The sequence below is a fragment of the Butyrivibrio sp. VCB2006 genome, from assembly GCF_000420945.1.
GTDB lineage: Bacteria > Bacillota > Clostridia > Lachnospirales > Lachnospiraceae > Butyrivibrio.
In genome coordinates, this window is record NZ_ATVX01000003.1 from 248152 (window position 1) to 271521 (window position 23370).

General features: G+C 41.5%; 17 protein-coding genes. 10 read left to right on the forward strand and 7 right to left on the reverse strand.

Annotation, left to right across the window (positions count from 1 at the left end):
* Positions 1 to 23: 23 nt before the first annotated feature.
* Genes G613_RS0103920 through trpD form a run of 3 tightly spaced genes read right to left on the reverse strand, consistent with a single transcriptional unit; the run spans position 24 to position 2512 of the window.
* Positions 24 to 641, reverse strand: coding sequence for a phosphoribosylanthranilate isomerase (locus G613_RS0103920; RefSeq protein WP_029231415.1), 618 nt, complete (start codon positions 639 to 641; stop codon positions 24 to 26).
* An 11-nt stretch (positions 642 to 652) separates the two neighbouring features.
* Positions 653 to 1441, reverse strand: a complete 789-nt coding sequence (gene trpC / locus G613_RS0103925) for an indole-3-glycerol phosphate synthase TrpC (RefSeq protein ID WP_029231416.1) — start codon at positions 1439 to 1441, stop codon at positions 653 to 655.
* A gap of 33 nt (positions 1442 to 1474) precedes the next feature.
* Entirely contained in the window at positions 1475 to 2512 is a 1038-nt protein-coding gene (gene trpD / locus G613_RS0103930) for an anthranilate phosphoribosyltransferase (RefSeq protein WP_029231417.1), read from the reverse strand.
* A gap of 854 nt (positions 2513 to 3366) precedes the next feature.
* On the opposite strand from trpD, the gene G613_RS0103935 reads away from it, so the two are divergent.
* The 4 genes from G613_RS0103935 (at position 3367) to G613_RS0103950 (ending at position 8738) form a co-directional block, all read left to right on the forward strand.
* Entirely contained in the window at positions 3367 to 5100 is a 1734-nt protein-coding gene (locus tag G613_RS0103935; protein ID WP_029231418.1) for an ABC transporter ATP-binding protein, read from the forward strand.
* Positions 5100 to 6881: an ABC transporter ATP-binding protein gene (locus G613_RS0103940; RefSeq protein WP_029231419.1), complete on the forward strand. Its 1782-nt coding sequence runs from the start codon at positions 5100 to 5102 to the stop codon at positions 6879 to 6881. Before G613_RS0103935 ends, G613_RS0103940 begins: the two co-directional genes overlap by 1 nt.
* A gap of 85 nt (positions 6882 to 6966) precedes the next feature.
* Positions 6967 to 7728 carry an exodeoxyribonuclease III gene (locus tag G613_RS0103945; protein WP_029231420.1) on the forward strand — a complete coding sequence of 254 codons (762 nt, stop codon included), beginning with the start codon at positions 6967 to 6969 and terminating at the stop codon, positions 7726 to 7728.
* Between the two features lie 17 nt (positions 7729 to 7745).
* Positions 7746 to 8738, forward strand: coding sequence for an AEC family transporter (locus tag G613_RS0103950; RefSeq protein ID WP_029231421.1), 993 nt, complete (start codon positions 7746 to 7748; stop codon positions 8736 to 8738).
* 27 nt (positions 8739 to 8765) lie between these two features.
* On the opposite strand, the gene G613_RS0103955 is transcribed toward G613_RS0103950, so the two are convergent.
* Positions 8766 to 9704, reverse strand: coding sequence for an alpha/beta hydrolase (locus tag G613_RS0103955; protein ID WP_029231422.1), 939 nt, complete (start codon positions 9702 to 9704; stop codon positions 8766 to 8768).
* 129 nt (positions 9705 to 9833) lie between these two features.
* Here G613_RS0103955 and arfA point away from each other — a divergent pair, with 129 nt between their 5' ends.
* A complete protein-coding gene (gene arfA, locus G613_RS0103960) occupies positions 9834 to 11351 on the forward strand; it encodes an arabinosylfuranosidase ArfA (protein ID WP_029231423.1) in 1518 nt (505 codons plus the stop codon).
* A 90-nt stretch (positions 11352 to 11441) separates the two neighbouring features.
* On the opposite strand, the gene G613_RS19010 is transcribed toward arfA, so the two are convergent.
* Positions 11442 to 12029, reverse strand: coding sequence for a DUF4234 domain-containing protein (locus G613_RS19010; RefSeq protein ID WP_081647769.1), 588 nt, complete (start codon positions 12027 to 12029; stop codon positions 11442 to 11444).
* A gap of 258 nt (positions 12030 to 12287) precedes the next feature.
* Between G613_RS19010 and G613_RS0103970 the strand changes: the two genes are divergently transcribed.
* Positions 12288 to 13469 (forward strand): aldo/keto reductase, encoded by a 1182-nt coding sequence (locus G613_RS0103970; RefSeq protein WP_029231425.1) that lies wholly within the window; start codon positions 12288 to 12290, stop codon positions 13467 to 13469.
* On the opposite strand, the gene G613_RS0103975 is transcribed toward G613_RS0103970, so the two are convergent.
* The gene (locus tag G613_RS0103975) at positions 13458 to 13886 is read right to left on the reverse strand and encodes a hypothetical protein (RefSeq protein ID WP_029231426.1); all 429 of its coding nucleotides are present in this window, start codon (positions 13884 to 13886) and stop codon (positions 13458 to 13460) included. The two genes, G613_RS0103970 and G613_RS0103975, sit on opposite strands and share 12 nt — an antisense overlap.
* The gene (locus G613_RS0103980) at positions 13883 to 15430 is read right to left on the reverse strand and encodes a Y-family DNA polymerase (protein WP_029231427.1); all 1548 of its coding nucleotides are present in this window, start codon (positions 15428 to 15430) and stop codon (positions 13883 to 13885) included. The genes G613_RS0103975 and G613_RS0103980 overlap by 4 nt, the downstream gene beginning before the upstream one ends.
* A gap of 120 nt (positions 15431 to 15550) precedes the next feature.
* Between G613_RS0103980 and surE the strand changes: the two genes are divergently transcribed.
* From surE to G613_RS0104000, 4 genes are all read left to right on the forward strand, one after another.
* Complete coding sequence (gene surE, locus G613_RS0103985; protein WP_029231428.1) at positions 15551 to 16267, forward strand: 5'/3'-nucleotidase SurE; 717 nt, start codon at positions 15551 to 15553, stop codon at positions 16265 to 16267.
* Positions 16268 to 16345: 78 nt separating this feature from the next.
* Positions 16346 to 18601: a DUF3160 domain-containing protein gene (locus G613_RS0103990; protein WP_029231429.1), complete on the forward strand. Its 2256-nt coding sequence runs from the start codon at positions 16346 to 16348 to the stop codon at positions 18599 to 18601.
* Complete coding sequence (locus tag G613_RS0103995; RefSeq protein WP_029231430.1) at positions 18598 to 19236, forward strand: hypothetical protein; 639 nt, start codon at positions 18598 to 18600, stop codon at positions 19234 to 19236. Before G613_RS0103990 ends, G613_RS0103995 begins: the two co-directional genes overlap by 4 nt.
* Before the next feature lie 139 nt (positions 19237 to 19375).
* Positions 19376 to 23266: an endo-1,4-beta-xylanase gene (locus G613_RS0104000; protein ID WP_029231431.1), complete on the forward strand. Its 3891-nt coding sequence runs from the start codon at positions 19376 to 19378 to the stop codon at positions 23264 to 23266.
* The last annotated feature ends 104 nt before the right edge of the window (positions 23267 to 23370 follow it).

The following is a 23370-nucleotide window of genomic DNA, read 5'->3' on the forward strand; positions in this document are numbered from 1 at the left end:
ATTATCATATTTCATGGTATTTATCAGCATCTTATTTTTGAAATAAATTCTGTCATCTTGTCGAAATCTTTTATTCCCTCAGTTTCTATTCCGGAGCTCACATCTACTGCAAAAGGATTGACCCTTTTTATAGCCTCTGAAACATTGTCAGCGTCAAGGCCTCCCGCAAGAAATATTGGCTTATTCAGTTCTTTTACCAGATTCCAGTCAAAAGAACTACCGCTTCCCATACCTGAATCTAAGAGGTAATAATCAACAGATGAATTACTGCAAAAAACCTCGTATTTTGAAAAGTCATCTTTTGTCTTGATCACAAGGGCTTTGATTATTGGGATGCGAACATTTCCAAGTTCTTGTCTAAGCTTGGAAACATATGATAAATCCTCGCTTCCGTGGAGCTGAATAACGTCGATGATTTTTTTATCTACAAGTTCTTTGATAAAAGAGATATCTTCGTTTACAAATACTCCAACAGCCTTAATATCTTTATCCAAAAGACTTTTCAGATGATTAGCTGTGTCCAAATCAACATATCTGTGGCTCTTTTTATAAAAGACAAAGCCTATATATTCAGGTTTTAGCTTATTTACAAAGAGGATGTCCTCTTCTCTGTATAGACCGCACATTTTGACAGCTGTCATATCTGACTCCATTAAACTGATTTCATTTGATCCAGCAGAGCTTTCTTGTCAGTTGATCTCATTAAATATTCTCCGATGAGAACCGCATCTGCGCCGAATTCTTTTATATTTCTGATATCATCTACAGACGAAACACCGCTTTCGGAAACAAACAAAACATCCTTGGGAACAATGCTTCGAAGGCGCTTACTGTTATTTGTATCAACAGCGAAATCCTTGAGATTTCTGTTATTTACACCAATGATTCTGGATGATACCTCCAAAGCAGTTTCAATTTCTTTTTCATCGTGGGCTTCCACAAGGGCAGAAATTCCAAGCTCATCGCAGATTTCGATGTATTCTTTAATCTGGCTTTTCTCAAGAATTGAACAGATCAGAAGTACAGCTTTTGCTCCCAAAACCTTTGCTTCATGGATCATGTATTCATCAACGGTGAAATCTTTTCTGATACACGGGGTTTTGACTGCACCGGCAATTTCTTCAAGATATTTATTTGATCCAAGGAACCATTTGGGTTCAGTCAGGACTGAAATACAGTCAGCGCCGGCCTCTTCATACTCTTTTGCTATATCAAGATACGGAAATTCCTGTGCAATAATGCCTTTTGAAGGAGAAGCCTTTTTACATTCACAGATAAAAGAAATACCGGGAGCAGCCAGAGCATTTTCAAATTCGAAAAGGCCCTTCGGGAGGTTTTCGCTTTCCCGCCTAATCTCTTCATAAGATTTTTTTTTCTTGGCTTCTGAGGTTCTGTACCTAGCAAAATCTGCCAGTTCATCAAGGATTGTTCTGTTACCCATGTTAGTGCTCCGCTTGTTTTTTATTTATGAGTGTTACGCAATAGCCTCATTTTCTGTGTTACTTAGTTCGATAAGTTTTTCCAGGGTTTCTGTAGCTTTACCGGAATCAACGATTTCAGCAGCCAGCTTAACGCCCTCTGCAAAGCTTTCTGCTTTGCCACCGATATAAAGTGATGCGCCTGCATTTAAAAGAACTGCTTCTCTCTTTGGTCCTCTTTCCTTGCCTGAGAGGATATCTCTTGTGATCTGAGCGTTTTTTTCCGGAGTTCCGCCTACAAGATCATCCTTGGTACAGGTATTAAATCCGAAGTCTTCAGGCTTTATTGTGTAAGATTTATACCAGCCGTCCTTGATCTCGCAGATGGTAGTTGGTGAGCTCATGGAAATTTCATCAAGCTTGTCCTGTCCGTAAACTACCATTCCTCTCTTAACACCGAGACTTATAAGAACCTGAGCCAGCGGGATTACAAGATATTCATCATAAACGCCAAGAAGCTGCATTGAAGGCTTTCCTGGGTTTGTAAGAGGTCCAAGGATATTGAACACTGTCCTAAATCCAAGCTCTTTTCTGATAGCACCAACATATTTCATGGAAGTATGATATTTCTGAGCAAAGAAGAAGCACATTCCTGCTTTTTCAAGGAGCTCAACGCACTTTTCAGGATCCTGATTTATGTTTACACCAAGGGCTTCGAGGCAGTCTGCTGTGCCGCATTTAGAAGAAGCAGCTCTGTTTCCGTGCTTGGCAACTTTCATTCCGCCGGCTGCTGCAACAAGAGCAGAGGTTGTTGAAATATTAAAGCTCTGAGCGTTATCACCGCCGGTTCCGACGATTTCAAAGATATCCATTCCGGTCTCAACCTGTGTTGCGTGCTCTCTCATGGCTGCTGCACATCCGGCAATTTCATCTGTTGTCTCTGCTCTGGCGCTCTTTGTAGAAAGAGCTGAAAGAAATGCAGCGTTCTGAGTAGGTGTTGTCTCGCCACTCATGATTTCATTCATTACTGCATAGGCCTCATCATATGTAAGGTCCTCTTTGTTTACGATTTTTACGATTGCTTCTTTGATCATGTTCATTCTCTCCTTTTGTATTTGAGCAAAAAAAAGTCCCTGGCAGAATAATCTTCTGCCAAGGACGAATGTACATTTATACTATCCGCGGTGCCACCTTGAATTCGTAGTAAACTACGCGCTTATCAGATACAGTTTACCACCAGCAAAAGCGGTAATACATCATATCTATGGCTTCTAACGAGAGCCTTCCGTTGCAGAATACTCTGTGTAATAAAACACATTTGACTGCACCCTCAGCGGTCCATTTGAATATGTGTATCTTACCTGTTCTCAGCTAACCAGGCTCTCTGTGAAGGCATCATAGACGTTATCTCCGCTTCATCGGTTTAAAGTATTAAGTTAGTAAAAATAATACTCCGAGGTAATTAGATTGTCAACAATTATTTTACATTTCAAATCTCAGAATTTACTGACATTTGTATGAAAATTTTAAAAATTCAATTGACAATGAAATATTATTGTGCCATTATCAACGTATCAGCTTAGCTACGAGTTGATAAATTTTAAAGAAAGCGAGGTAAAAAATTATGACATTTACAGTGGCGAATATGTTTTTTGCGAATGCGAAATTTCATGCTATTACTTTACCTCGGGATGGGATATTTAGGATAAGATAAGGCAGATGCTCTTATTTCTTAATCTGAATATTTGTTGCGTATGCATTCCCCAGGTAAGTTAAATATTTACCTGGGGTTTTTTTATGCCTGTTAGGAAACTGGGCCCGTTTTCTAACAACGTAACACGCACCCGGGATAATGCTTTAGAAACCCAATTCATACTAACAGATAAATACTTAATTCTTTGACTTGATGTTTTTTATTCTGTTAGCTGCTTATTTAAAGGGAGGGACAATGAACACACTTGGAAGTTATGTGCGAAAGCACTGGGCAACATATACAATGGCAACTGTTTTCATGCTGATTGCGATTGCCCTTGACATGATGTTCCCTAAAGTTACAGAACGAATAGTTAACGAAGTACTTGTTGGCCAAAATTACACTTATTTCCCATATCTCTTGGTTGCCATAATCCTTATTGGTATTGGCAGAAGTGTATTTGGCTATTACAAGGAATTTACTTTTGATAAGAACTGCATCACTATTGGAACCGAAATGAGAAAGGATCTCTTTGACCACATCCAGAGTCTGTCCCTGGATTATTTCGATGATTCCAGCACCGGTGAGCTGATGGCAAGAGTTAAGGACGATATCGATAAGATATATCAGCTTGTAGGAATGGTTGCAATGAGAGGAATGGAGGTAACACTTAACTCTGTACTTATCCTCTATTTCATGTTCTCAATAAATGTGCCGCTTACTTTTTTACCTCTTACATTCATGGTAATCTGCGGCGCTACTGCCATCATCATGGAGAAAAAGCTTGATAAGGTCTACGACGCTATCAGTGAAGAAAATGCAGAGATGACCACAACCGCAGAGGAAAACCTTGCTGGTGTCAGAACTGTTAAGGCCTTTGCAAGAGAAGACTACGAGATCAAGAAGTTCTTTAAGCATAACAAAAGATACTATGACCTCAACATGGAAGAAGCTAAGGCTCTTATTAAATTCTATCCTGTATTCATGCTGGCTGGAACACTTCTTCCTGTAGCAGTTGCAGTACTTGGCGGAATCGCAGTTATAAATGGACACATGAACCTTGGAAGTCTTGCAGCATTCATTATTTACACCAGAAACTGCACATGGCCTATGGAAGAGCTTGGATGGATAACCAACGAATTTTCAAGCTCACTGGCTTCAATGAAGAAAATCAAAAAGATTTATAACGAGCATTCAACTCTGGTTGAATGTGAGAATCCGGTCCATGTGGATAAGGTTAAAGGAGAGATTGAATTTGACCATGTATCTCTTGAACTTGGCGGAAAAGAGGTTCTTTCAGACGTAAGCTTTTCGCTGAGAGCAGGCAAAACTCTTGGTATCATGGGACAGACAGGTTCGGGAAAGTCCACAATTATCAACCTGATCCAGCGTTTCTATGATCCCACAAGTGGAAATATTCTTTTGGATGGAACAGAGATAAAAGATATGGAGCTTGAGCAGGTAAGAAGCGCAACTGCAGTTGTTATGCAGGATGTATTTCTTTTCTCTGACACAATTGAAGAAAACATCCGCATGGGAAGAAAAGATGATATGACCATGGATGAAATCAAGACAGCAGCCAAGATGGCTAAGGCCTCAGACTTCATTGAAAAGCTTGAAGATTCCTATGAAACCGTAATCGGTGAAAGAGGCGTTGGATTATCCGGTGGTCAGAAGCAGAGAATCAGTATCGCAAGAGCTATATCCAAAAATGCTCCAATCCTGATTCTTGACGACTCCACATCTGCTCTTGATATGGAAACGGAGTCAGAAATTCAAAAGACACTTGATGAAATAAAGAGTACTACTCGTGTTATCGTAGCTCACAGAATATCTGCCGTAAGAAATGCAGATGAAATCATCTACTTACAGGATGGACGAATCGCTGAGCGTGGTACACATGAGCAGCTTCTTAAGATGAAAGGCCTGTACTATGAGACTTACATAGCTCAGTATGGCGCCGATGCAGAAATGGAGGTGAGTGCGTAATGGCAGCTAACTCATTTCGTGAAGATGAGCAAATGTCCAATACGGACCGAAAAAAGATATTTGTCAGAATGATCAGATATCTGAGACCTCATATAAAAGAAATAATCCCGGTATTTATCTCACTTATAATTACCGTGGGAATTAGTCTTATAAGTCCACTTCTTATTGAGTACGCCATTGACGTACATGTGGCAAATAAGAATATTCGAGGTCTTATTACAATCGCTACAATTATTGTAGCTTTAGGCGTTACATATATTCTTTTTGTTAAGCTCAGAATGTATATGATGAACAAGGTTGCCAATAAGGTTCTTCTTGATATAAGGCAGGAACTTTATGAGCACATCCAGACTTTGTCCTTCACATTCTTTGACAACAGACCAACAGGTAAGATCCTGGCCCGCATCATTGGTGACGTAAACTCAATGAAAGACGTAATGGCCAATACCATTACTAACCTGATTCCAAACTTTATTACTGTGTTTGGCGTAGTTATCATCATGCTGGTAAAAGACTGGAAGCTGGCCCTGGGCTGCTTTGCTTCCCTGCCCCTTATGGTTGTGAGCATTTTCTGGATAAGAAATATGAACCACAAAAGATGGCAGGATGTCCGTAAAAAAGCTTCAAATATGAATGCTTACGTTCATGAGGACATAGCAGGAATCTCAGTAGTTCAGAGCTTCCATGCAGAAAACGAGACCAAAAAGACTTTCAGAGAACTGGCCAATGCCCATAGAGATGCTTATATCTCTGCCTGCAGCGCATCAGATCTCTTTGGCCCTTCAATCGACATGAGCTGGGCCATCAGCAGCATGATACTGTACCTTGTTGCCATAAGATTCCTTGGCTATACAGCTGCTTCTGTTGGCCTTATCACAGCATTTGCCAGCTATTCTAGTATGTTCTGGAGTCCTATAATGGGTCTTTCCAACTACTACAATCAGCTGATTACCAATATTACTGCAGCTGAAAGAGTATTTGATATCCTTGATACAGAAGCTGAAATCCTTGATAAGGATGGCGCCTGCGAACTTCCTGATATTAAAGGAAGCGTCTCCTTTGAAAATGTGGGATTTACCTACGATGAAGGAACAGAGACTCAGACTAAGGTTCTTGAGAATGTTAACTTCAACGTTAAGCCCGGTGAAACAATTGCCCTTGTTGGCCCTACCGGAGCCGGTAAGACAACTATCGTTAACCTTATCAGCAGATTCTATGATATCCAAAAGGGCAAGATACTGGTTGATGGCCACGACCTTACTGACGTTACCATCAATAGCCTTCGTAAACAGATGGGTGTCATGACTCAGGATAACTTTATCTTCCACGGCACAGTGCGAGAAAACATCATGTATGGAAAGCTTGATGCAACTGAGGAAGAGATGATAGCTGCAGCCAAGGCTGTTAACGCCCACGACTTTATCATGAACCTTGAAAAGGGCTATGATACTGAGTTAAAAGAGAGAGGTGCAGGCCTTTCAATCGGTCAGAGACAGCTTCTTGCTTTTGCCAGAACCATGATATCCATGCCTAAGATACTTATCCTTGATGAGGCTACAAGTAGTATCGATACACATACAGAGATGCTGGTTCAGAAAGGAATTCAGGCTCTTCTGAAAGGCCGTACAAGCTTTGTTATTGCGCACCGCCTTTCAACCATCAAGAATGCAGACCGAATCTTTGTCATAAATAACGGCGGCATTATGGAGGCCGGAAACCACGACCAGCTGATTGCCAAGCGCGGAGCCTACTACGATCTTTATATGGCACAGTTTGCGTAAAAGAAAACGCGCATCCTTGCGAATACATTTCATTTGAGGTTTAATAGTTCTAGATATTAATCTCAGATAAATGAATGGAGAGACTATGGGAAAAAAGTTAGTATCATGGAATGTTAACGGACTTCGCGCCTGTGTATCAAAGGGATGCTTTCAGGAATTTATGGATAAAGAAAAACCTGATGTAATCTGCCTTCAGGAGACCAAGCTCTCGGAGGGACAGATTGAAATGGACCTTCCCGGATATGAGGAATACTGGAACTACGCAGAGAAAAAGGGCTATTCAGGAACTGCTATTTTTACAAAAGAAAAGCCTATTTCAGTAACCTATGGTCTTGGAATAGAAGAACATGACCACGAAGGCCGTGTTATTACCGCAGAATATCCTGATTATTACCTGGTTACAGTTTATGTTCCAAATGCAAAAGAGGACCTTTCAAGGCTTGAGTACAGGCAGGTTTGGGAGGATGATTTCCTTGCTTACATCAAAAAGCTTGAGGAGAAAAAGCCGGTTATATACTGCGGAGACCTCAATGTTGCTCATAAGGAAATAGATCTTAAGAACCCTAAGCCAAACAGAGGCCATGCGGGGTTTACAGACGAAGAAAGAGCTAAGTTTGATAATGTTGTAGGCTCAGGCCTTGTAGATACCTTCAGACATTTCTACCCTGACCAGGAGGGTGCATATTCCTGGTGGTCCTACAGATTTAATTCAAGAGCCAAGAACGCAGGTTGGCGTATTGACTACTTTGTGGTATCCGAGAAATTTATGCCTAATGTAGAAGATGCCAAGATATATGCGGATGCGCTCGGATCAGACCACTGTCCTGTCGGATTGATACTTAAGTGAGGCAGGAAGAGGAATAAATGGAAAATCTTATCTTTAGTTTAAATGCCACATTACCAATATTTATGCTAATGGTACTTGGCTACATATTTAATAAGCTTCACATTATCGATGAGAAGGCCGCAACCTGGATGAACAAGTTTGTTTTTAAAATTGCTCTTCCAGTACTTCTTTTCGAAGACCTTGCAGAGCAGGATTTTGCAGGAACCTGGAATGGCAAGTTTGTACTGTTCTGCTTTGCGGCAACCTTTTTAAGTATTGTTATTATTACCTTGATTTCAAAGCCTTTTATCAAGAATAAGGCGGAGCGCGGAGAATTTATCCAAGGCTCCTACCGCTCCAGTGCTGCCCTTCTTGGAATTGCCTTTATTCATAACATCTATGGCGAGGGAAGCACCGGAATGGCGCCGCTCATGATCATTGGTAGTGTGCCCCTTTATAATATTTTTGCCGTAACCATTCTGATGCTTACAGCTCCCAAGTCTGTGGTTATCGGAAGGTATACAAGTGAGGATAACAATTCAGAGGATGTTAAAAAAGAGCTGATCAAAAAGACAGCTCTCGGAATAATAACAAACCCTATTCTTATTGGTATTTTCTGTGGACTTATATGGTCACTTTTAAAGTTGCCAATGCCCAAGGTTTTAGGGCACATGGTTTCTGATATTGGAGGCTTATCTACTCCTCTGGGACTTATGTCCATGGGAGCAACCTTCGATTTTAAGAAAGCTCTTGGCAAGATCAAACCCACACTGGCAGCCAGCTTTATCAAGCTCTTTGCACTGGTTGGAATCTTTATGCCGATTGCTGTTCTTCTTGGCTTTAGAAACGAGCAGATTATCGCACTCCTTGTTATGCTTGGCTCAGCAACTACGGTATCAAGCTTTGTAATGTCCAAGAACATGGGACATGACGGAACTCTTAGTAGTAGCATTATTATGATGACAACCTTCGGATGCTCATTTTCCCTGACATTCTGGTTGTTCGTTCTGAAATCTTTGTCAGTAATATAAAAACACGCGGGCTTTCCCGCGTGTCTTTTAAAATTCAATTTTAGGATCAGAAAGAAAAGCATCAATTTTACCCCAGTAATTTACAGGATCTCGTACAACACACTCAATATGCTCTGCTCCTAAGATCATGCAGTACTGCTTAGGACATTTTGCTGCTTCATAAAGTCTTGAACACATGTGAGGATCAATAAAGGTATCATCATCTCCGTGAATAAAAAGTGTTGGAGTAGATGAGTTTTTAACTGCTTCAATAGGATTAACCTCATTGATATCATAGCCTGCTTTTAAGTAGATCATTACCCTTGCCAGGAAAAGAGCTATCGGAACAGGAATAACAGAGCCCTTAAATGATTTATAAGTATGGGCAAACTGTTCGCGAAGTGTAGCATAGGCGCTGTCTGCAATTGCTGCCTTAACATTTCTTGGAAGATGCTCACCTGTAGTCATCAAAGTTGTGGCAGAACCCATGGACATTCCATGAAGAATGATCTTGGCTTCAGGATCTCTTTTTACGATCCAGTGGATCCACTCGATAATATCAAGTCTGTCATCGTAGCCATATCCAATGTACTTGCCTTCGCTCTTGCCAAAGCCTCTAAGGTCTGGAAGAAGACAGTTTATGCCTTTATCCAGGTAGTGTTTTGCATAAATACCGTTAGCTTCGTGATTATCCCAGATACCGTGGATGATGATCGCGTAGCGGTGACCTTCTTCCTTGGCGGGAATGTAGGAAGCATGGAGCTTTAGCTGATCAATAGAATCAATGTACATATCCTGTCTGTCAGGATGGTTTCTGACAAATCTTCTGCCCTCGGTAATGGCCGGGTCGAAGTCTCTGTCGTCATCTGCATCTGTGTGCTGTTTTGGAACGCTGGATATCTTATAGATATAGCTACTAAAGGCATAAACCCCACCAAAAAAAGTAGAGAATATGCCAAGTTTCAAAAGTGAATTCTTTTTACTCATAATAATCTCCTCTATTTAATTACATATTAACATTTTTTTTACAAATTAATTGGGTTTTTTCCATTTTCTTTTTATAAAGAATGTATTATATTATTCATATGACTGTAAATTATTTTAGAGGTATTTAAAATGAAAAAAGCAAAAACAGAAAACAAAGTACAGGTTTGTATTGACCGCGACTTTACTATCAGTAAGGTTGATGAGCGTATCTTTGGTTCTTTTATTGAGCATCTTGGAAGAGCCGTATATGAGGGAATTTATCAGCCCGGTAATAAATTCGCTGATAAGAATGGTTACCGCAAGGATGTTATGAAGCTTATCCAGGAGATCGGTGTTCCAATCGTAAGATATCCCGGCGGAAACTTCGTATCATCTTTTAACTGGGAAGACAGCGTTGGACCTAAGAAGGACAGACCTCGCAGAATAGAGCTTGCATGGGGCGTTGTTGAGACTAACCAGTTTGGTCTTGATGAGTTCATGGATTGGTGTAAGAAGTGCGGAACCAAGCCTATGTATGCTGTAAACCTTGGTACAAGAGGAATAGATGATGCCAAGAACGTAGTAGAATACTGCAACAGCAAGGGCGGCACCAAGTATGCTGACATGAGAATTGCAAACGGTGTTAAGGATCCATACGGAGTCAAGCTCTGGTGCCTTGGTAACGAGATGGATGGTCCTTGGCAGACAGGACACCTTACAGCTGAGGAATACGGTCGTAAGGCAGATCTTGCAGGTCAGATCATGAAGCTGGTTGATCCTACTATTGAGACTATTGCATGCGGATCTTCTAGCCTTACAATGCCTACATTTGGTAACTGGGAGAGAACAGTTCTTGAGTGTGCATATGACAACATCGATTATCTCTCACTCCACCAGTACTATGGAAATGCAGAGCACGATACACCTAACTTCCTTGCTAACAGCGTAGCTATGGATCAGTTTATCAGCCAGGTTGTAAGCATCTGTGATTACGTTAAGGCTGTTAAGAGAAAGAAGAAAGATATCAACCTTTCATTTGACGAGTGGAACGTATGGTATCACTCAAATGAACAGGACAAGAAGCTTGAGAAATGGGTTGAGCACCCACATCAGCTTGAGGATGTATATAACTTTGAGGATGCACTTCTTGTTGGTTCTATGCTTATCACAATGCTCCGTCATGCTGACAGAGTAAAGATTGCATGCCTTGCTCAGCTTGTTAACGTTATTGCTCCTATAATGACATCTGATACAGGTGCATGGAGACAGACAATCTTCTATCCATACATGCAGACCAGCGTTTACGGACGTGGAGAGGTACTCAACACTGTTGTTAAGGTTCCTACCTATGAGTCCAAGCACGGCGATGCTCCTTATGTTGACTGCGTAGTTGTAGCTGACGAGGAGAATGATGCAGTAACACTCTTTGCTGTTAACAAGAATCTTGAGGATGACTTTGAGCTTACCTGCGACCTTAGACAGTTTGCTGATTACAAGGTTGTTGAGCACAGTGTTCTTACACACAAGGATCTTGAGGCTGTTAACACAGAGAAGAAGCCTGACAACGTTAAGCCTGTAGATGCAACTAAGAACTCTAAGGTTACTAAGGGCGTTCTTACAAGCACACTTCCTGCAAAGAGCTGGAACGTAATCAGACTTGCAAAGTAATTTTTCGACTTGAAAAGATAAACATAAAAAAGAGATAGACCGCATTGTGCGACCTATCTCTTTTTAATTAGTAATCAGTTAGCCTGGTAATTAGCAAGCAGATACAAGGTTGTTGATTGCATCCTGAGCAATGATGTAGTTAACAATACCAAGACCGAAGATGCTCAGAATAAGGAAAAGAATTGAAGTGCTTCCGTTAGGATTTCCCTTAATCATATCAACCTTCTCTCCCATCTTGTATGACCAGTAGAAATAGTAAATACCACAAGAAATGATTGAGAAAAGGAATGCAAGACCACCTGATGCAAGATCTGTCTTGCCTGTGATCTGGTTGGTCTCATCTGTAAGAACGATGAACCAGTAAATTCCGTAAATACCGCAAGTTACGATTGAAAGGATAATAGCGATAGCAAGATCTCTTTTCTGAATACCTGCAATATTAAGGTAATAAGGTGCTCCCTGCTGAGCAAAACCTTGCTGTGGATTACCCTGCTGAGTATTTTGCTGATAGCTGTTGTAATCAAAGCCAGTTGGCTGAGACTGCATCTGTGGCTGCTGATTAGTAGCGTTCATATTAGCTGCAGCGCCTGCTTCTATTGTTGCCTGAATATCTGCACCGCAGTTAGGGCAAAACTTTGTTCCTTCTGTTACTTCTGTTCCGCAATTTGGACAAAACATGATAAATCCTCCTCTAATACCTCTATTCGTTTAAACCTTTATCATAATAACACATGTATGTCAGTTTACAAATATATAACAAAGGGTAAAAGAAAAATGTTGCATAAGATAATTCGCATAAAAGAGGCTTCTGAAATTTGTTTAATATTTTATAAAATATAATTTTACAAAACCATAATAGAATTATATAATCTGCTTGTAAAAACTATTAGGTTAAGATAAGTGAATTGTTTCTTTTGGACATTTTAGGAGATTATTATGGAGTACAGGCAGAATAGAAACGGTGAACCAATATCAATCCTTGGCTATGGATGTATGAGATTTACTACAAATGGCCGCGGCATTGATATAGACAAGGCTGAAAAAGAGATAATGAAAGCCTATGAAATGGGCGTAAATTACTTTGACACGGCCTATGTTTATTCCGGAAGTGAAGCTGCTCTTGGGGAAATCCTGGAGAGGAACGGAATAAGGGAAAAGATAAACATAGCCACCAAGCTTCCACAGTATCTGGTTGGAAGCAGGGCTGCCCTTGATAAATATTTTGAAGAGGAGCTAAAAAGGCTTCGTACTACATATGTGGACTACTATCTCATGCATCATATGACCGCCATGAATCAGTGGGACAAGCTTGAGAGAGTTGGAATTAGAGAATGGGTTGAGGAAAAGAAAAGAACCGGTCAGATAAGGAATATCGGATTTTCTTATCATGGAAATACAGAGGATTTCATAGGTATTCTGGATTCCTATGACTGGGATTTCTGCCAGATACAGTATAACTATATGGATGAATATACTCAGGCTGGCCGAAAAGGCCTCGAGCATGCTGCCAAGAAGGGAATTCCTGTAGTTATCATGGAGCCACTTCGCGGAGGAAAGCTGGTTAATCTCCTTCCGACCAAGGCAAAAGCCCTTATACAGTCCCAGGCTACAGGCTATACTCCGGCGGAATACGGACTTAGATGGCTTTGGAATCAGCCGGAAGTTACCTGCGTTTTGTCAGGAATGAATTCTCTTGAAATGGTTGAGGAGAACTGCCGAATAGCGTCTAATGCTACAGCAGGTTCTTTTACAGACAAGGATTTTGAACTTATAGCGAAGGTAAAAAAGATTATATCTGAGACAGAACTTGTGGGCTGCACCGGATGCAGATACTGTATGCCTTGTCCTAAAGGTGTCGATATTCCTGCCCTGTTCAGATGCTATAATATGACCACACTTGAAAGTAAGTCCGCAGCCAGAGGCGAGTATTTCCAGACTGTTGCCCTCAAGAAAGATCCGGCCTTTGCAACTCAGTGCATAGAATGTGGAAAATGTGAACAGCACTGCCCTCAGAGCATACCAATCAGAAAGATGATCAAAGAGGCAGATAAGGTGGTTCGCCCTCTCCCATACAAGGTTGCAATTGGAGTGGCAAGGAAGTTCATGTTAAGAGGATGATGACTGTACATCTTCCGGTTCGATACTGATGATATCGTCAATGGCAATTGTTGACTTATCCATAAGCATAACAATGCGGCTGATGGAATCAATCTTGCGGATATTAGCAGTAATGGTAACATATGCTCCACCGGATTTAACTTCATCAGGCACAAAATAGGTGATTGAAGCCTTGGGGCGCTTAGAAATAACTAAATTAAGATCAGATAGTATTTGATCGAGCTCAGCCTTTTCATCTTCGCTGAGCTCGATTTTCTTTTCGGTAATACGAGCTGTTTCGCTAACAGCGTCATCGTAGCCGGTAAGGGCGGCAAAGGGCATAAACTGTGCGGCACGATTTTCCAGAGGCATCGGAGCATGCTTTTTGGAAATTGGTCTATCCATATAAATCATGTCTTTGTATTCATTCATGCTCATGCTTTGTGTCCACCTATCTGTCTTGCCCTGTCCAACCCGGTAGCGCCCTCTTCATAGGAGGTTCCGCGGACAATAGCCGTTTTTCCATATTTCTTTTGAATCTCCAAAGTGGCCTTTTGAAGGGCTTTGGCCTTGGCATTTTTAGATTCGTTTTCATTCTTCTCTTTCTCTTTTTCCTCGTAATCAACGAAAAGAGAAAGCTGCTCATAGGATTCTTCCCTGGATTTAACGGCGTCAGCTTCACTGAGAACGTGGCCGGCCGCTATGGTTATACGTCTTATTAAAAGACATTCATCAACCTGTGAGTCATAAATCTGCAACGAAGCTTCAATAATATGGTTACTCAGATTAGTAAAATCCTTAAGATTTATGCTTCCGTGTGCATGGGCCGGAACAAGCCTGCCGTAATAATCTTTGGTGATATCCCCGTGATACTTTTTCATTATCTCAGGGTCTTTGAGGCTGTCTATGTCGTAACCAACAGCTAGAACCAGCTGGTCAGTGACCTTCTCTTTTTCCATAAGCTGCATAGCCAGCGCTTCTGCCATTTCTTTGACAATAATCCTGGCTTTATCAAAGGTATAGGGACAGTGAAGGACCTGGCCCTGGCTTACGCTGTTATTATCGGGCTTGTACGCTTTGATCATTTCCATGGTGCAGGGTTCGTATCCCCAGGCGTGGTCAATTAAAAGCTCGGCATTTATTCCAAAGGCCTTGTACAGAAGGTCTTCGTTAAAGAACTCTCTCTCACCGCCAAGACTGCATCTTGCAATATCACCCATGGTGCTAAGACCGAGAGATTTGAGCTTCCTGGTATAGCCTCTTCCCACCCGCCAAAAATCAGTCAGGGGTTCATGATCCCAAAGCTTTTGGCGATAGCTGATCTCATCAAGCTCAGCGATTCGTACTCCGTTTTCATCCGGTTCAACATGCTTGGCTACGATATCCATGGCCACCTTAGCAAGATAAAGATTTGTTCCGATGCCGGCAGTTGCTGTGATTCCGGTCTCTTCCATGACAGACTTTATCATCTCCTGGGCCAGCTCTTTGGGAGTTTTATCATAAATCTTGAGGTACTTGGTAACGTCCATGAAAACTTCGTCAATGGAATAAACGTGGATATCTTCAGGGGCAATGTACCTAAGGTAAATCTGATATATCAGTGCACTGATTTCCATGTAGCGAGCCATTCTGGGGACAGCTGCAATAAAGGAAAGCTTAAGAGATGGGTCTTTTTGAAGGGTCTCTTCATCATCGGATTCACCTGTGAATTTGCGGCCCGGAGCGTGCCGAAGCCTTTCTATATTTATTTCTTTTACCCGCTGAGTAACTTCAAAGAGCCTTGCTCTTCCGGGAATTCCATACTTTTTAAGTGCAGGTGAAACTGCAAGACAAATAGTCTTTTCTGTTCTGCTTCTGTCAGCCACAACCAGATTGGTGGTAAGTGGATTTCGCTTAATATCCTGACATTCAACAGAGGCATAAAAAGACTTAAGATCGATCGCTATGAAATAATTTTGGCGAACATTAGTTTTGTTTTGCATGGTTTCATTTTACATCTTGGGGATATAAAGTGCCATATTTTGCATAGAACTTTTATAAATAGTATTATGGATATGTGGGTCTTAGACCATGGGTGTTAATGATGCTTAGGAGCTTATTATATGAGAAGAATTTTGATAACTAATGATGATGGAATAGAGTCTGATGGAATCAGAAGGCTTGCCGAGACTGCCAAGGAATTCGGAGAAGTGTGGATTGTTGCTCCGGAGAGCCAGAGAAGCGCAGCTTCACACAGCATAACTCTTCGTCATCCGATAGATGTACATCCTTATAAATTTGAAGTGGAGGGAGTGCACGCTTTTTCCTGCACAGGAACGCCCGGAGACTGCGTAAGAGTCGGAGTGCTAAGTATTATGCCGCAAAAGCCGGATGTTATCATGTCCGGAATAAACTTTGGCTACAACGTTGCAAGTGACATCCAGTATTCTGCAACAGCAGGAGCGGCCTTTGAAGGAGAATTCCAAAAGATACTGTCAATTGCCTTTTCAGAAGGAATGACGGGAGTTCACGAAGTCACAGATAAGTACCTTAGAGACATAATGGCAGAACTGATTGATAAGCCATATGTGGAAGGCCAGATTTGGAACGTGAATTTCCCACATTGCAAGATTGAGGAATGTAAGGGAGTATTAAGAGACAGACGGGTATCCAGAAAGTCTTTTTATACAGACAGTTACAGACCCGTGGAAGAGTTTGCAAATGGCGGTGTGAGCCTTATGGTTGACGGAGTGTTTAAGCCGGAAACAGACGAAGGCACTGATTACGGCGCAGTTCTTGATAATTATGTATCCATAGGTACAGTAAGGAATATCAGTTGAGCAACAGATAAAGCTAAGATATTGTTTTCATAGTAAACAGGCAGAACGTTGAATTGACATTACAAGTAGGAGGAAGTTATGAAAAGAAGAGTTTTAGCAGCTATATTAACGATGGCCATGCTGACCGGGTGCTCGTCAGTAGGAAATGTCCCTACAGAAAACGGGGCAGATGTTACAAATGATGCACCATCAGCAGAACAGACCGAGCAAAGTCAGGAAACAGCAGACACAAACAGTAATACTAAAGTGGTACCGCTTTCTACCAAAGGTTCTCTTCTTGGAAGTGAAGAGACCATCTATTATGATCCAAATCTTGTTCCATCGATTCCGAGCTATACTGTGGAACAGGATTTATCTAATGTCGTGATCAATCCGTATCTGGAATATAAATTTGATCCGGAGAATGATAATCAGTACAACAATCCCCAGAAAAACAAAGAGCTTCTTTCTAAAAATGGATTCTTTGTTGACCCCAAATCCGGTAATGAGTTTTTTGACGTATATGAAGGTAATCGCTACGGTCAGATTCCTAACTTTGTTACCGTGGATTCTCTGATGCATACTTACCATCTGTATTTTGCATATCTTATGAGAACTTCGGAAAAAAGCTATCTTGCAGGTGAACTTACAAGGCTTAGCGCAGCAATGCTGGAAGTTTCAGAGAAGCAGTTTGATGAACTTGCAGGAACTGACTGGGATAACGCAGCAAGAAGAAACGTGGCCCTTTTCTATATCGGAAACCTTCTTCTTGGAGAGAAGCCTGAAATGCCCACTGCACTAGCTGATAATGAAGAAATCATCAAGAGCGAGTATAACAAGGTCATGGAAGCTGCAGGCATAGATACCTGTGCACTTACTGGACTTATGGAGGATTACACCCAGTACAAGGTTCGTGGCTACTACGAAGGTGATGAGCAGCTTGAACAGTACTTTAGGGCTATGATGTGGTATGGAAGAATCCCATATGACCTTGAAAATGAAGATATGGTAAGGAGTGCAATTCTTCAGACTCTTGCGATTAACCCGAATCAGGATAAGTGGGATGGTATTTATAAGATCACAAGCTTTTTTGCCGGAGCTTCAGATGATCCCGGATATGTGGAATTAAGCGGACTGGTAACTGATGCTTATGGTCAGCTTCCGGAGCTTGCATCTCTTTCTGCAGATACAGCATCTTTTGACAAGGTGATGGCGGCAGCAAAAAAACTTAAGATGCCTGAGATCAATTCAATTCCTGTAATGGAAGGCGAGGATCCTATTATTCCTTCCTACAGATTCATGGGACAGAGATTTACTATTGATGCTGCTATAATGCAGAGACTGATTTACAGTGCGGTAAAAGAAAATCCGGATGGTGACAGAAGATATCTCCCGGATGCCCTTGATACACCTGCAGCTCTTGGATCAGAGGTTGCCATGGAAATCCTTGAGGAGAAGGGTGCCACAGAGTTTGAAAACTATACTGACAATATGACAATAGTGTCACAGCACTTCAATAATGATGATCCGGCCTTCTGGAATGCCAGCCTTTATGCAGGATGGCTCAATACCTTAAGACCACTTCTTGAACAGAAGGGTGAAGGCTATCCTACATATATGCAGAATAAGGAATGGACCAAGAAGAATCTTGAGACCTTTGCAGGTTCCTATGTTGAGCTTAAGCATGATACAGTTCTTTATGCTAAGCAGGCCATGGCTGAGATGGGCGGCGGAGATGAAGAGGTCCTGGATGACAGAGGATATGTGGATCCACAGCCTGTTATCTATAGCAGATTCAAATTCCTTTCAGAGAAGACCAAGGAAGGCCTTGAAGGCTACGGAATGCTTAGCGATGAATCAAAAGAGAACCTTGATAAACTTGCGGAAATATCAGGAACTCTTTTAACTATCTCAGAAAAAGAGCTTCGTAATGAAGCCCTCAGCGATGATGATTATGAGTTTATCAGATGCTATGGCGGCTATATAGAGCACTTCTGGAGAGAAGTAAACAAAGATGATGAGGATGGATCTCCTGTACATAGTGACCAGGCTCCTAGTGCTGTTGTTACAGATATAGCTACAGATCCTAACGGAACAGTCCTTGAAGTTGCCACAGGTACAGTTGATGCAGTTTATGTAGTATTTCCTATTGATGGAGAGCTGCACCTTGGAGTAGGAAGTGTCTACAGCTTCTATCAGTTTGAAGAGAACATTGATAACCGCCTTACAGACAGCCAGTGGCTTGATATGCTTAAGGGTGGATACATAGATACAGATAATGACTGGACTTGGGTTGAAGTTGAGAATCCTTATGAGCGTGCAGACTGGACCACAAGCTACAGAGTAGGCAAATGATGAAAAATACTACTTGCAAAACCAAGATAATAAAATGGCTACTGCTATCCTTAGGGATAGTGGTAGCTATTTGCGTTTTAGTAATAATCAGTAAAAGAAATTATATCCCAGCCTGGGTTAACTGGCAGGAAGAAACCTATGAAGTTCTGCTGAAAACGGGTGAAAGAACTGAGGATGATGATGATTGCGCAATAGTCACGGTGAAATTAGCAGATAAACACATGGAGGTTTCTTGTGATTCCACAGGCGAATACTTTATGACAGACAAGGGCATAAAGGTTCAAGATACCTTAAGTACTGATCTTGATGGAGATGGACTTCCGGAATTAGTTACCGTTGTCTGGAAGAAGGGGCTTTTTGGTAAGCACAGACCTTTCTGGATTACCTCAGATGAAAAGAACTATTCCCAGCATGTCTTTATATATGGAATAGATAAGGATGGCAAAGTTTCACAAAAATGGTTTGCTTCAGAGACAGGGATTCTTATAAATAGTATGGAAATTATGGAAAAAAACACACAGATTATCAGTTTTGAAGACACTAATGGAAACTGCACACTGTGGCGCTGGGAGGGCTTCGGCCTTAAATTTATGGGAAATCTCAGTAAATCTAAAAAAACGATAAAGAAAATATAAAAAATTGCAAAATCTAGCAAGTGGATAGCATTTTTTGGTAAGCATACTATGCGAAAATACTAAATAATCATAATTAGCGAAATTGTGCGTTGGGGATTTGCACAAAAAATTATGACTAACAAGGAGGAAATGCAAAGGTATGCACAAAAGATGGTTGGGGTTATCATCGTTTGTATTGGCAGGTCTTTTAACTGTCACAAACGTTGGTACAAGCGTAGCAACAGTTTATGCTGCAGAAGCAGGATCTTCAGGCAGCTCACTTTTTGTTGAAACTGAAGATGCTGCAGCTGATAGCTCAAGCGAAGAAGAGCAGGAAGAAGCTGATGCTTCTGGTTCATCCTCAGTAGAAGAGAAAGAGATTGAAGTTGAGGAAGTGACTGTAGGAGATGCAGAAGAAGTTATCATTCATGATGAGGCTTCAGAAGACGACACAACTACTCCTGCAGAAGAGGCTGTTAGTGGTCTGGTATTCTTTAACAGATGGAATCAGAGTTCTATAGTTTCAGGTAACCTTGAGTTTACTGATCAGTATCAGGAATTTTGCTATGATCTTGGCCAGATTTATGATACAGCTAACGTAAAGAGCGTTACAGTCAAAGTTGCAAATCAGGAAGGAAATGTATGTATTAAGTTCTATGATGATACTTTTACTGAAATGCAGGCTATTTACAGCAATGATGGCAGCAGCGAATATACAAATGTTCCTAATTATGATGGAAAACTGAAGTATGTTGGCGTTATGTCAATGCTTCCGGGTGAAGGTGACTATCCATATCATATTACAATCACTGATGTAAAGGTTGATGCACAGGAAGCACCAGCAGAGGCTAATGAAGAAACACTTGTACTTGAGGGCGATGCTCTTAAGTTCACAGAGGCTTGGGATGGCGGTGCAGTTGAAGGCACTACTCTTAACTTTGATCAGGAGTGGCGTGAATACAGAGTTTCACTTGGTAAGACAATCCCTGGTGAAGATGTTAAGTCTGTAAAGGTTACATTTGCTGAGGCTAACAGCCAGGCTATTTGTATCAAGACATATGGTGGCGGCACAGAGCTCAAGGCTGATTATGGCAAGAGCGGATCTAAGAGCTACACAACATATCCAGGTGTAAGTTCAGACGTTGATGCTATTGCTATCATGGCAATGAACAATCAGACATATCCATTCGAAGTTACAGTTGAGAAGGTAGAAGTTGTTGTAGATGTAACACCTGAGAGTGAGAGACCTCAGAAGGGTGTTGAGTATGACATCGTTGATCTTCGTGATCCTGTAACAGCTCTTATGGGTGATGATTTCATCATCGGTACAGCAGCAAGTTATGATGAGTTTGCAGATGAGCTTGATATGGAGCTTGTATTCAAGCACTTCAATGGTGTAACTCTTGGTAACGAGCTTAAGCCTGACGCAATGCTCAAGAGCTCAGCTCCAATCGTTACTTACGAGCTTAATGGCGAAGAAGTTCCATTCCCAGAGCTTAGCTTCACAACACCTGAGAGCCGTCTTGATCTTTTCGTAGATTGGAACGAACAGCACCCTGACAAGCAGATCAAGATCAGAGGTCACGTTCTTGTATGGCACTCACAGACTCCAGAGTTCTTCTTCCATGAGGACTATGACACATCTAAGCCATTAGTTACTCCAGAAGTTATGAACAAGCGTCTTGAGATCTACATCAGAGAAGTTGCAAAACACTTCACAGCAGAGGACAGCAAGTATAGAAGCCTGTTCTATGGATGGGATGTAGTTAACGAGGCTATTAGTGATTCTTCAGGCACATACAGAAACGGAAACGAGAATTCAGCTTGGTGGAGAGTATATAATTCACAGGAATTCATCACAAACGCATTCGTATATGCTAACAGATACATGCCAGCTAACATAGCTCTTTTCTACAACGATTACAATGAGACTGGCGCAACTAAGATGAAGGGTATCTGCCAGCTCCTTAGAGACGTTAAGGCTACACCTGGCGCAAGAATTGATGGTATGGGTATGCAGGCTCATTATCAGATTGCTTCTAACAATCCTTCAATGGAACAGTTTAAGACAGCTGCCAAGGCTTATGCTGAGATCGTTGATCAGGTTCAGGTAACAGAGCTTGACTTCAAGGGAGCTACAAGTGCTACAGATGAGAGACTTGCAGAGAGATATAAGGCTGTTTACGACACAATCAGAAGACTTAGAAATGAGGGTGTTAACTTCACAGGTATGACAATCTGGGGAGTAACAGATAAGCACTCATGGCTCCAGACAGCAAACAATAACGGTGGTGGTTCAAACGGAAGCTCCAAGCAGTATCCACTTCTTTTCGATGATTACTACAAGGCTAAGGCATGCTTCTGGACACTTGTAGATGCAGGCGAGCTTGAACCAGAAATCAAAACTGTAACACTTGTTCAGGATGTAACAGGAGATTTCAGCCTCGGTAATGGGTATGCAATGTCAATGGGTGAGACTACAGTAACATTTGCTCCTATGTGGAACGAGAATGGAATTGTAGTTAAGGTAACAGCCGCTGATGCAACTGTTGATGATACAGATAAGATCACAATCTTCACAGATGATGGTAAGATCAGAGTAACAGAAGTTAAGAGAAGTGAAGCAACAGCAACAGAAAATGGCTACGAAACAGTAGTTACAATTCCTGTTGATATGGATGTTCTTGAGGCAAATGGTGTTAAGATCGACTTCAGATTCACTGACGGCAACGACATGATGGCCTTCAATGACACAACATATAAGCAGTATGAGACCAGCAAGTATTATGCTGAAACAGTTGTTAAGCCTCTTCTTGCAGTTAAGAAGGGCACAGTAGTTGTAGATGGACAGGCTACAGATGCAGCTTGGGCTACAGCAAAAGAGTTCCCTGTAGCAATCAATGTTGGTGCTAAGGCTTCTGCAACAGCAAAGGTTCTTTGGGACGAGTCAAATCTCTATGTTCTTGTAGATGTTAAGGATGCGGTTCTTAACAAGGCAGCTTCAGATGCATGGGAGCAGGATTCTGTAGAAGTATTTATCGATGAGAACAACAACAAGTCCGGATCCTACCAGGAAGATGATAAGCAGTACAGAATTAACTTTGAGAATACACACAGTTTCAATGGAACAAAGTGTCTTGAAGAAAACCTTGAGTCTGCAGTAGCACTTACAGAAGAGGGCTATAGAATCGAAGCAGCCTTCAAGTGGACAGATGTTAACCCTTATGAAGGATACAAGGTAGGTCTTGACCTTCAGGTTAACGACGCTGATGAGTCAGGAAAGAGAGTTGGAACACTTAACTGGGCAGATAAGACTGGTAACGGTTGGTCATCTCCTGAAGTATTTGGAACAATCCTCCTTACAAAGGGCGACGATATTCCTGATGCACCACAGCCAGAAACTCCTGACGAGCCAGAGCAGCCTAAGGGCAAGCTTGTAACTAAGTGGGGGACCACATATTGCGTAACAGAAGATGGCGAGAAGCTCACAGGCTTCCAGTCAGTTGATGGAGTAGATTATTACTTCAACGAAAAGGGAGCAATGGTTAAGAGCAACTGGATTACAACAGAGGATGGCAAGTTCTATGCATTGTCAGATGGCGCAATTGCTAAGAATCAGGTTGTTACAAAGTGGGGAACAAAGTACATCTTTGCTGAAGACGGTAAGATGATTACAGGCTTTACTACATTTGACGATGTTGATTACTATTGCAATCAGAATGGTGCAATCGTTACTTCTAACTGGATTACAACAGAGGATGGCAAGTACTATGCAATGTCAGATGGCCATATTGCTAAGAATGTGATCGTGAATAAATGGGGAACCAAGTACGCATTTGATGCTGATGGCAAGCTCTACACAGGTTTCTTTACATTTGAAGGCAAGGATTACTACGCAAAATCTAACGGTGCTATGGTATTCCAGGATTGGATTACAGTTGGTGAGGATAAGTACTATGCGAAGGCTGACGGAACACTTGCCAAGAGTGAGACAATTACAAAGTGGATGCACAAGTATACATTTGACGAGAACGGAGTTCTTATTAAGTAATTAAAATAAATATCGGAAGGAGGCAGAGCAGTCTGTCTCCTTCTTTTTTGCGTTGTTTTACACTACCCCATGAATTTGGTATACTCTTTCTGATATTCAATTGA

What these genes read in the sequence shown, in the direction of transcription:
- arfA (WP_029231423.1), top strand. Translation starts at nt 9,834, where the DNA reads ATGAAAAAAGCAAAAACAGAAAACAAAGTACAGGTTTGTATTGACCGC.
- G613_RS0103990 (WP_029231429.1), top strand. Translation starts at nt 16,346, where the DNA reads ATGAAAAGAAGAGTTTTAGCAGCTATATTAACGATGGCCATGCTGACC.
- G613_RS0103980 (WP_029231427.1), bottom strand. Translation starts at nt 15,430, where the DNA reads ATGCAAAACAAAACTAATGTTCGCCAAAATTATTTCATAGCGATCGAT.
- surE (WP_029231428.1), top strand. Translation starts at nt 15,551, where the DNA reads ATGAGAAGAATTTTGATAACTAATGATGATGGAATAGAGTCTGATGGA.
- G613_RS0103955 (WP_029231422.1), bottom strand. Translation starts at nt 9,704, where the DNA reads ATGAGTAAAAAGAATTCACTTTTGAAACTTGGCATATTCTCTACTTTT.
- G613_RS0103995 (WP_029231430.1), top strand. Translation starts at nt 18,598, where the DNA reads ATGATGAAAAATACTACTTGCAAAACCAAGATAATAAAATGGCTACTG.
- G613_RS0103945 (WP_029231420.1), top strand. Translation starts at nt 6,967, where the DNA reads ATGGGAAAAAAGTTAGTATCATGGAATGTTAACGGACTTCGCGCCTGT.
- G613_RS0103950 (WP_029231421.1), top strand. Translation starts at nt 7,746, where the DNA reads ATGGAAAATCTTATCTTTAGTTTAAATGCCACATTACCAATATTTATG.
- trpD (WP_029231417.1), bottom strand. Translation starts at nt 2,512, where the DNA reads ATGATCAAAGAAGCAATCGTAAAAATCGTAAACAAAGAGGACCTTACA.
- G613_RS0103920 (WP_029231415.1), bottom strand. Translation starts at nt 641, where the DNA reads ATGACAGCTGTCAAAATGTGCGGTCTATACAGAGAAGAGGACATCCTC.
- G613_RS19010 (WP_081647769.1), bottom strand. Translation starts at nt 12,029, where the DNA reads ATGTTTTGTCCAAATTGCGGAACAGAAGTAACAGAAGGAACAAAGTTT.
- G613_RS0103975 (WP_029231426.1), bottom strand. Translation starts at nt 13,886, where the DNA reads ATGAGCATGAATGAATACAAAGACATGATTTATATGGATAGACCAATT.
- G613_RS0103970 (WP_029231425.1), top strand. Translation starts at nt 12,288, where the DNA reads ATGGAGTACAGGCAGAATAGAAACGGTGAACCAATATCAATCCTTGGC.
- G613_RS0104000 (WP_029231431.1), top strand. Translation starts at nt 19,376, where the DNA reads ATGCACAAAAGATGGTTGGGGTTATCATCGTTTGTATTGGCAGGTCTT.
- G613_RS0103935 (WP_029231418.1), top strand. Translation starts at nt 3,367, where the DNA reads ATGAACACACTTGGAAGTTATGTGCGAAAGCACTGGGCAACATATACA.
- G613_RS0103940 (WP_029231419.1), top strand. Translation starts at nt 5,100, where the DNA reads ATGGCAGCTAACTCATTTCGTGAAGATGAGCAAATGTCCAATACGGAC.
- trpC (WP_029231416.1), bottom strand. Translation starts at nt 1,441, where the DNA reads ATGGGTAACAGAACAATCCTTGATGAACTGGCAGATTTTGCTAGGTAC.